The organism is Caballeronia sordidicola, from assembly GCF_001544455.2.
GTDB lineage: Bacteria > Pseudomonadota > Gammaproteobacteria > Burkholderiales > Burkholderiaceae > Caballeronia > Caballeronia sordidicola.
This window is the reverse complement of sequence record NZ_FCOC02000043.1, coordinates 1-6,540: the sequence shown is the minus strand read 5'-3', so window position 1 is coordinate 6,540 and position 6,540 is coordinate 1. Positions and strand designations below refer to the sequence as shown.

Sequence of the window (6,540 nt, the reverse complement as noted above, 5' to 3'; positions counted from 1 at the left end):
AACACCAGCATTCCAACCCTCGGAACACCGCCGCTTTCGCGTCGCTGCGTTTGCAGCACAGAAACGAGATTATGTAGAACTCTTCGCTTTACGTCAACAGGTTTTTTTTACCGCATCGTGACAAACTTCGAATCACAACCACCTGGACCGCGATTCCCTGCGAAGGCCGTGTTACCTGGCTCTCCGGCTACTGGAATCAAACTACAAATCCCCTAATTTCCCGCTTCTCTTCGCCCCATCCAGAAGCGAAGGGCCGAATTCTAGTGCGCCCTTACCGCTTCCGCAAGAGGTTTATGAAAAGAATATTAAGCTGCGGCGTTCATTTGAAGAAAGCGCCGCGCACGAGGCGACAGGTAGCGGCCGTGGATTCAAAAGAAAAACCCTGCAGCGGTAAAACCGGCACAGGGTTCGAAGACTTCATGAAACTGCTTGAGATACTTATATGGTGCCGGCTGCAGGACTCGAACCCGCCACCTTCTGATTACAAATCAACTGCTCTACCTGATGAGCTAAGCCGGCGAAGTCAGCGATATTACTTCATTTGACGACCTTGAGGTGAGCCCGGCCAGTGGATTTTGATCCATCGTCGTCGGGAGGCAACTCGTCGTCATCTCGTGTTGACGCGACCGGCTCGCGGCGTTCTATCCGCTCCGCTCCGCTCTCGTCCGGCCCCAACTCCGATGAGCGCGGCCCATCCGAGCCCGACACATCGGGCGCGGCGCCAATTGCAGCGGGATCGACGGGAAACGCCATGCCCTGGCCGTTTTCACGTGCATAAATAGCGAGCACGTTGGCGACCTGCACTTCGATCTTGTGCGACTTGCCGGAAAATCGTGCACTGAACTCGATCCACTCATTGCCCATCTGCAACTGGCTCGTGGCTTCGAAGCTGATGTTCAGCACGATCTCGTCATTACGCACGAATTGCCGCGGCACACGCGTGCCATTGTCCACACGGACTGCTATGTGCGGTGTGAAGCCGTTATCCGTGCACCACTCGTAGAGCGCGCGCAGTAGATACGGCTTGGTGGAAATCTCTTGCATCGGCTTGTCCTCTATCGATGCGAAGCGCCGCCGGTCGAGCCAGCGCGCTCCGCAATCGGATACGTTAGCGACGCATCACTTTTTCCGAAGGCGTCAGCGCTTCGATGTAAGCCGGCCGGCTGAAAATGCGCTCGGCGTACTTCATCAACGGCGCGGCGTTCTTCGAGAGCTCGATGCCATAGTGATCCAGACGCCACAACAGCGGCGCAATGGCGACGTCGAGCATGGAAAACTCTTCGCCGAGCATGTACTTGTTCTTCAGGAAGATCGGCGCAAGCTGCGTCAGGCGGTCGCGAATGGCGTTGCGCGCCTTTTCGTGATTTTTTTCCGCCGCCTTGCCCTTCTCGTTTTCCAGCGTGCCGACATGCACGAACAGCTCTTTTTCGAAGTTCAGCAAAAACAGGCGAGCGCGGGCGCGCTGGACCGGATCGGCGGGCATCAGTTGCGGATGCGGGAAACGCTCGTCGATGTATTCGTTGATGATGTTCGATTCGTACAGGATCAGGTCGCGCTCGACCAGAATCGGCACCTGGCCGTACGGGTTCATCACCGCAATGTCTTCGGGCTTGTTGAACAGGTCAACGTCGCGGATTTCGAAGTCCATGCCCTTTTCGAACAACACCAGCCGGCAGCGCTGGGAGAACGGGCAAGTAGTGCCGGAGTACAAAACCATCATGATTAAAAGTCCCTTCAGAAAACATAAGGGCCAGCGTGCGAAAAGCGCCTTCTGCGAGGCGCTTTGTCGACGCTGACCCACACCGATCGCGGCGTGTTATTTAATCTGCTTCCAGTATGCCGCGTTGAGGCGCCACGCCAAAAAGCTCAAAATTCCCAAAAACATCAGGACCCAGACGCCCAGCTGTTTTCGCGTCTGCTGGGCCGGCTCCGCCATCCACGAAAGGTACGAAACCAGATCGGCCATAGCCGAATCATAATCTACTGGCGACATCGTCCCCTGAGTCACCTGGGTATAACCCGCGAAATGTTTCACTTTTTCGCCAGTTTTCTCATCGACTTCCGTGTCGAATTTTGCCGTCCGCGTGCCCTGCAACTCCCAAAGCACATGCGGCATTGCGACGTTTTCATATACGCGATTGTTCCAGCCGGTCGGCCGGGTATCGTCGCGATAAAAACTGCGCAAATACGTGTAGATCCAATCCTTCCCGCGCGCCCTCGCCTCAACCGACAAATCCGGCGGCGACGAGCCGAACCACGCTTTTGCGTCGTCCGGACGCATGGCGACGGTCATTGTGTTGCCGATCTTGTCCGTAGTGAACAGCAAATTCGCCTGAATTTCCTTTGGATCGATGCCAATGTCCGTCAGCCGGTTGTAACGCATCAAATTCGCGCTGTGGCAGTTCAGGCAGTAGTTTACAAACAATTTTGCGCCATGTTGAAGCGAAGCGAAATTGTCGGCGCTGTCGGGCGCGGCATCGAGCGGCACGTTTTCCTGCGCGTGCGCCGGCGCGAGGCCAAACGCCATCAATGACGCGCCGATCAGCGCAAGTTTAGAGAGCCATTTTTTCATCGTCTTGTCTCCATTCGGTCTGTGCGCGAGGTCAATGCGGCTTGAACCGTACGCGGTCGGGCGGCTGCTTGAAGCGGCCGCGCGTCGTCCAGAAGGGCATGCCGAGGAAAAAAGCGAAATAGATCAGCGCACAGATCTGCGCGATCAACGTTCCCGCCGGCGACGGCGGTTTCGTGCCGAGATAGCCCAGCACGAGGAACGCGAACACGAAGACACCATAGAAAATCTTGTGGAACAGCGGGCGGTATCGGATGGATTTGACCGGGCTTCGGTCAAGCCACGGCAGGAAGAAGAGCGAAACGACGGCCGTGCCCATCACCACCACGCCCCAGAACTTCGATTCGGTCAGCGCCATGAACACAATGATCAGCAACGCCAGCACCGGCAATCCGAACCGCCACTTTCCGCGCCCGCGCAGCAAGGCCAGCACGCCAAGCAACGCGATGATCACCATCAGCACGATCTTGAACGGATCAGTGGTCGCGCGCAGCATGGCGTAGAAAGCGGTGAAGTACCAGACCGGGGCGATCTCGTTCGGCGTTTGCAGCGCATTCGCCGGTACGAAATTGTTGGCTTCCAGGAAGTAGCCGCCCATTTCCGGCGCGAAGAAAACGATCGCGGCGAAGATGAACAGGAACACACACACGCCCATGAAATCGTGGACCGAGTAATACGGATGGAACGGGATGCCGTCGAGCGGAATGCCCTTTTCGTCCTTCTTGGCCTTGATCTCGATGCCATCCGGGTTGTTCGATCCGACTTCGTGCAGCGCGACCAGATGTGCGACCACCAAACCGATCAGCACCAGCGGAATGGCGATCACGTGGAACGCGAAGAAGCGGTTCAGCGTCACGTCCGACACGACGTAATCACCGCGAATCCATAGCGACAGATCCGGCCCGATAAACGGTATCGCCGAGAACAGATTGACGATCACCTGCGCGCCCCAGAACGACATTTGTCCCCACGGCAGCAAATATCCGAAGAACGCTTCTGCCATCAGGCACAGGAAAATAGCGCAGCCGAAGATCCAGACGAGTTCACGCGGTTTTCTGTACGACCCGTACATCAGCCCGCGAAACATGTGCAGATAGACGACGACAAAAAACATCGACGCGCCTGTGGAATGCAGGTAGCGAATGAGCCAACCCCACGGCACCTCGCGCATGATGTATTCAACCGATGCAAACGCCAGCGTCGCGTCGGGCTTGTAGTTCATCACGAGGAAAATGCCGGTGACGATCTGGATCACGAGCACGAGCAGCGCGAGCGATCCGAAGAAGTACCAAAAGTTGAAGTTTTTCGGCGCGTAGTACTCGGAAACGTGCGCTTTCCACGTCGATGTCAGCGGAAAACGCCGATCGATCCAGCCCAGAAAACCGCTTGTCTCCACGTCTTTATCGGTCGTCGCCATTTACGCTTCTCCCTTTTCGTCCTTGCCAATCACGAGTGACGTCGCCGACGTGAACATGTACGGCGGAATGTCGAGGTTCTGCGGTGCTGGCTTGTTCTTGAAGACGCGGCCGGCCATGTCGTAGGTCGAACCGTGGCACGGGCAGAGAAAACCGCCGGGCCAGTCATCGGGGAGATTGGGTTGCGCGCCTTCCTGAAAGCGCGGCGTGGGCGTGCAGCCAAGATGCGTGCAGACAGCGACGGCGACAAACAAATTCTTGTGTTCCGGACGCGAGCGGAATTCGTTGTTGCAGTATTCCGGCAGCGGCATCGTGAATTCTTTCTTCGAATGCGGATCGGCGAGTTCGGGATCGGCTTTCTTTACATCGGCGAGCATTTCGTCGGTGCGGTTCACAATCCACACCGGTTTGCCGCGCCAGGCGACGGTCATCATGTCGCCAGGCTTGAGACCAGATATATCTACCTCGACCGGCGCGCCTGCCGCCTTGGCTTTTTCCGACGGTGCAAACGAACCGACAAACGGGACGACTGTGGCAACACCACCGAGTCCGCCTGCTACGGTTGTCGCAATCAGCCAGGTTCTGCGGCCGCCGTCGACGCGTTGATCTTCGTTGTCTCGCATCACACGCCCCACTTCTGAGTTGGATTTATACCGTCAGTCCGTTCTACCGACGCTAGTGTGCGCGAATGGAGTCGTCATTTACAAGAGTTGAATAGCAAAAAACGCTCGAAGTCCTTCATTCTTAAGGGTTTCCCCGCACCTTTTGGTCACTTTCAAATGAAGGGTTTATTTACGGAGTGTGATTAATTATTGCAGCGCAAGATAATCACACCGGATTATCGATATCGATAAAGACGTGTTCAATATCGAAATGCTCGGCCACATGGGCGCCAAGCGCCTGCACGCCATAGCGCTCGGTTGCATGATGCCCTGCCGCAACGTAAGCCACGCCGCTCTCCGCTGCGATGTGCATGGTCTGCTCCGACACTTCGCCGCTGATGTAGACATCGGCGCCGGCCGCAATGGCGTCATCGAAAAAACCTTGCGCGCCCCCGGTGCACCAGGCCACGCGGCGCAATTCCGTATCCGGATTGCCAAAGACGAGCGGCTTGCGGCCCAGTTCGTTTTCGATTGTCGCGGTGAAATGCTCGAGGGACAGTGACATGGGTAACGAAGCAATCCAGCCGAGGTCCTGATCGCCAAAACGATTATCGGCGATCAACCCAAGCCGCGCGCCAAGCTGCGCGTTGTTGCCGAACTCGGGATGCGAGTCGAGCGGCAGGTGATAGGCGAATAAATTGAGATCGTTTGCAAGCAGCGTTTTCAACCGCTGATATTTGCGCCCCGTGACTTGCGGCGCCTCGTTCTTCCAGAAGTAGCCGTGATGCACGAGCACAGCGTCCGCGCCCCACTCGGCCGCGGCCTCCAGGAACGCCAGCGACGCCGTCACACCCGTCGCCAGTTTCCCGACGCGGCGCGAGCCTTCAACCTGCAATCCGTTCGGGCAATAGTCCTTGAAGCGTCCTATTTCCAGCAGATTGTTCAGATACAATTCGAGTTCGATCCGATCCATGAATTCCTCTATTCCATCAAATGCTTAGACGCTTCTGGCTGTTTTTTGCCCAAGCGGTGACCGTGCTGTTGGCGCTGATGTTCATCGTCGCGACCTTGAAACCGCAGTGGCTTCAACGCCAGGGAACGTTCGGCAAGCAGCTCGCCGAGCCGATTGTCGCGTTGCAGGAAGTGGCTCCCAGCATTGGTTCCCGGCCTGTTCAGTCGTCATATGCGGACGGTGCACAGAAAGCCATGCCCGCCGTGGTCAACGTGTTTTCGAGCAAGGACGGGTCGCTGCCGCCCGATCCACGCGCGAAAGATCCGTTGTTCCGCTATTTCTTCGGCGATAAAAACAAGCGCAAAGGCGACGAAACGCCCGCGTCGAATCTCGGTTCAGGCGTGATCGTCAGCTCCGAAGGCTACATTCTAACGAACCAGCATGTCGTCGACGGGGCAGATCAAATTGAAGTTGCGCTCGCCGATGGCCGGACGTCATCGGCGAAGGTGATTGGCGTCGATCCCGAAACCGATCTCGCCGTGCTGAAGATCAACATGACGAACCTGCCCATCATCACGCTCGGCCGCATGGACCAGACGCGCGTGGGCGACGTGGTGCTCGCGATCGGCAATCCGTTCGGCGTCGGGCAGACGGTAACCATGGGAATTGTCAGCGCGCTCGGGCGCAATCACCTGGGCATCAATACGTTCGAGAACTTCATCCAGACCGACGCCGCGATCAATCCGGGTAATTCGGGCGGTGCGCTCGTGGATGTGAACGGCAATCTGCTCGGCATCAATACAGCGATTTATTCACGCAGTGGCGGGTCGCTGGGTATCGGCTTCGCGATTCCTGTTTCGACCGCGCGCAGCGTGCTGGAAAGCATCATTACCACAGGCACCGTGACGCGCGGCTGGATTGGCGTGGAACCGCAGGACGTGACGCCGGAAATCGCAGAATCGTTCGGGCTGGAACAGAAGTCCGGCGCGATCGTGGCGGGCG

Annotated in this window: 7 protein-coding genes and 1 tRNA gene; 1 reads left to right on the top strand and 7 read right to left on the bottom strand. The window is 57.2% G+C overall.

Features of this window, described 5'->3' with window-relative positions:
* Positions 1-443: 443 nt before the first annotated feature.
* The 7 genes from AWB64_RS30390 to AWB64_RS30360 form a co-directional block, all read right to left on the bottom strand.
* A tRNA-Thr gene (locus tag AWB64_RS30390) sits at positions 444-519 on the bottom strand.
* 18 nt (positions 520-537) lie between these two features.
* Positions 538-1,044 (bottom strand): ClpXP protease specificity-enhancing factor, encoded by a 507-nt coding sequence (locus AWB64_RS30385; RefSeq protein WP_060859126.1) that lies wholly within the window; start codon positions 1,042-1,044, stop codon positions 538-540.
* Positions 1,045-1,108: 64 nt separating this feature from the next.
* A complete protein-coding gene (locus tag AWB64_RS30380) occupies positions 1,109-1,720 on the bottom strand; it encodes a glutathione S-transferase N-terminal domain-containing protein (RefSeq protein ID WP_031362199.1) in 612 nt (203 codons plus the stop codon).
* 96 nt (positions 1,721-1,816) lie between these two features.
* Positions 1,817-2,572, bottom strand: coding sequence for a cytochrome c1 (locus AWB64_RS30375; protein WP_060859125.1), 756 nt, complete (start codon positions 2,570-2,572; stop codon positions 1,817-1,819).
* Positions 2,573-2,603: 31 nt separating this feature from the next.
* The gene (locus AWB64_RS30370) at positions 2,604-3,986 is read right to left on the bottom strand and encodes a cytochrome b (protein ID WP_060859124.1); all 1,383 of its coding nucleotides are present in this window, start codon (positions 3,984-3,986) and stop codon (positions 2,604-2,606) included.
* Positions 3,987-4,607 carry a ubiquinol-cytochrome c reductase iron-sulfur subunit gene (gene petA / locus AWB64_RS30365; RefSeq protein WP_060859123.1) on the bottom strand — a complete coding sequence of 207 codons (621 nt, stop codon included), beginning with the start codon at positions 4,605-4,607 and terminating at the stop codon, positions 3,987-3,989.
* Positions 4,608-4,812: 205 nt separating this feature from the next.
* Positions 4,813-5,559, bottom strand: coding sequence for a Nif3-like dinuclear metal center hexameric protein (locus AWB64_RS30360; RefSeq protein ID WP_060859122.1), 747 nt, complete (start codon positions 5,557-5,559; stop codon positions 4,813-4,815).
* A 20-nt stretch (positions 5,560-5,579) separates the two neighbouring features.
* Between AWB64_RS30360 and AWB64_RS30355 the strand changes: the two genes are divergently transcribed.
* On the top strand, positions 5,580-6,540 hold a 961-nt coding region (locus tag AWB64_RS30355; RefSeq protein ID WP_060859121.1), incomplete at its 3' end, for a trypsin-like peptidase domain-containing protein.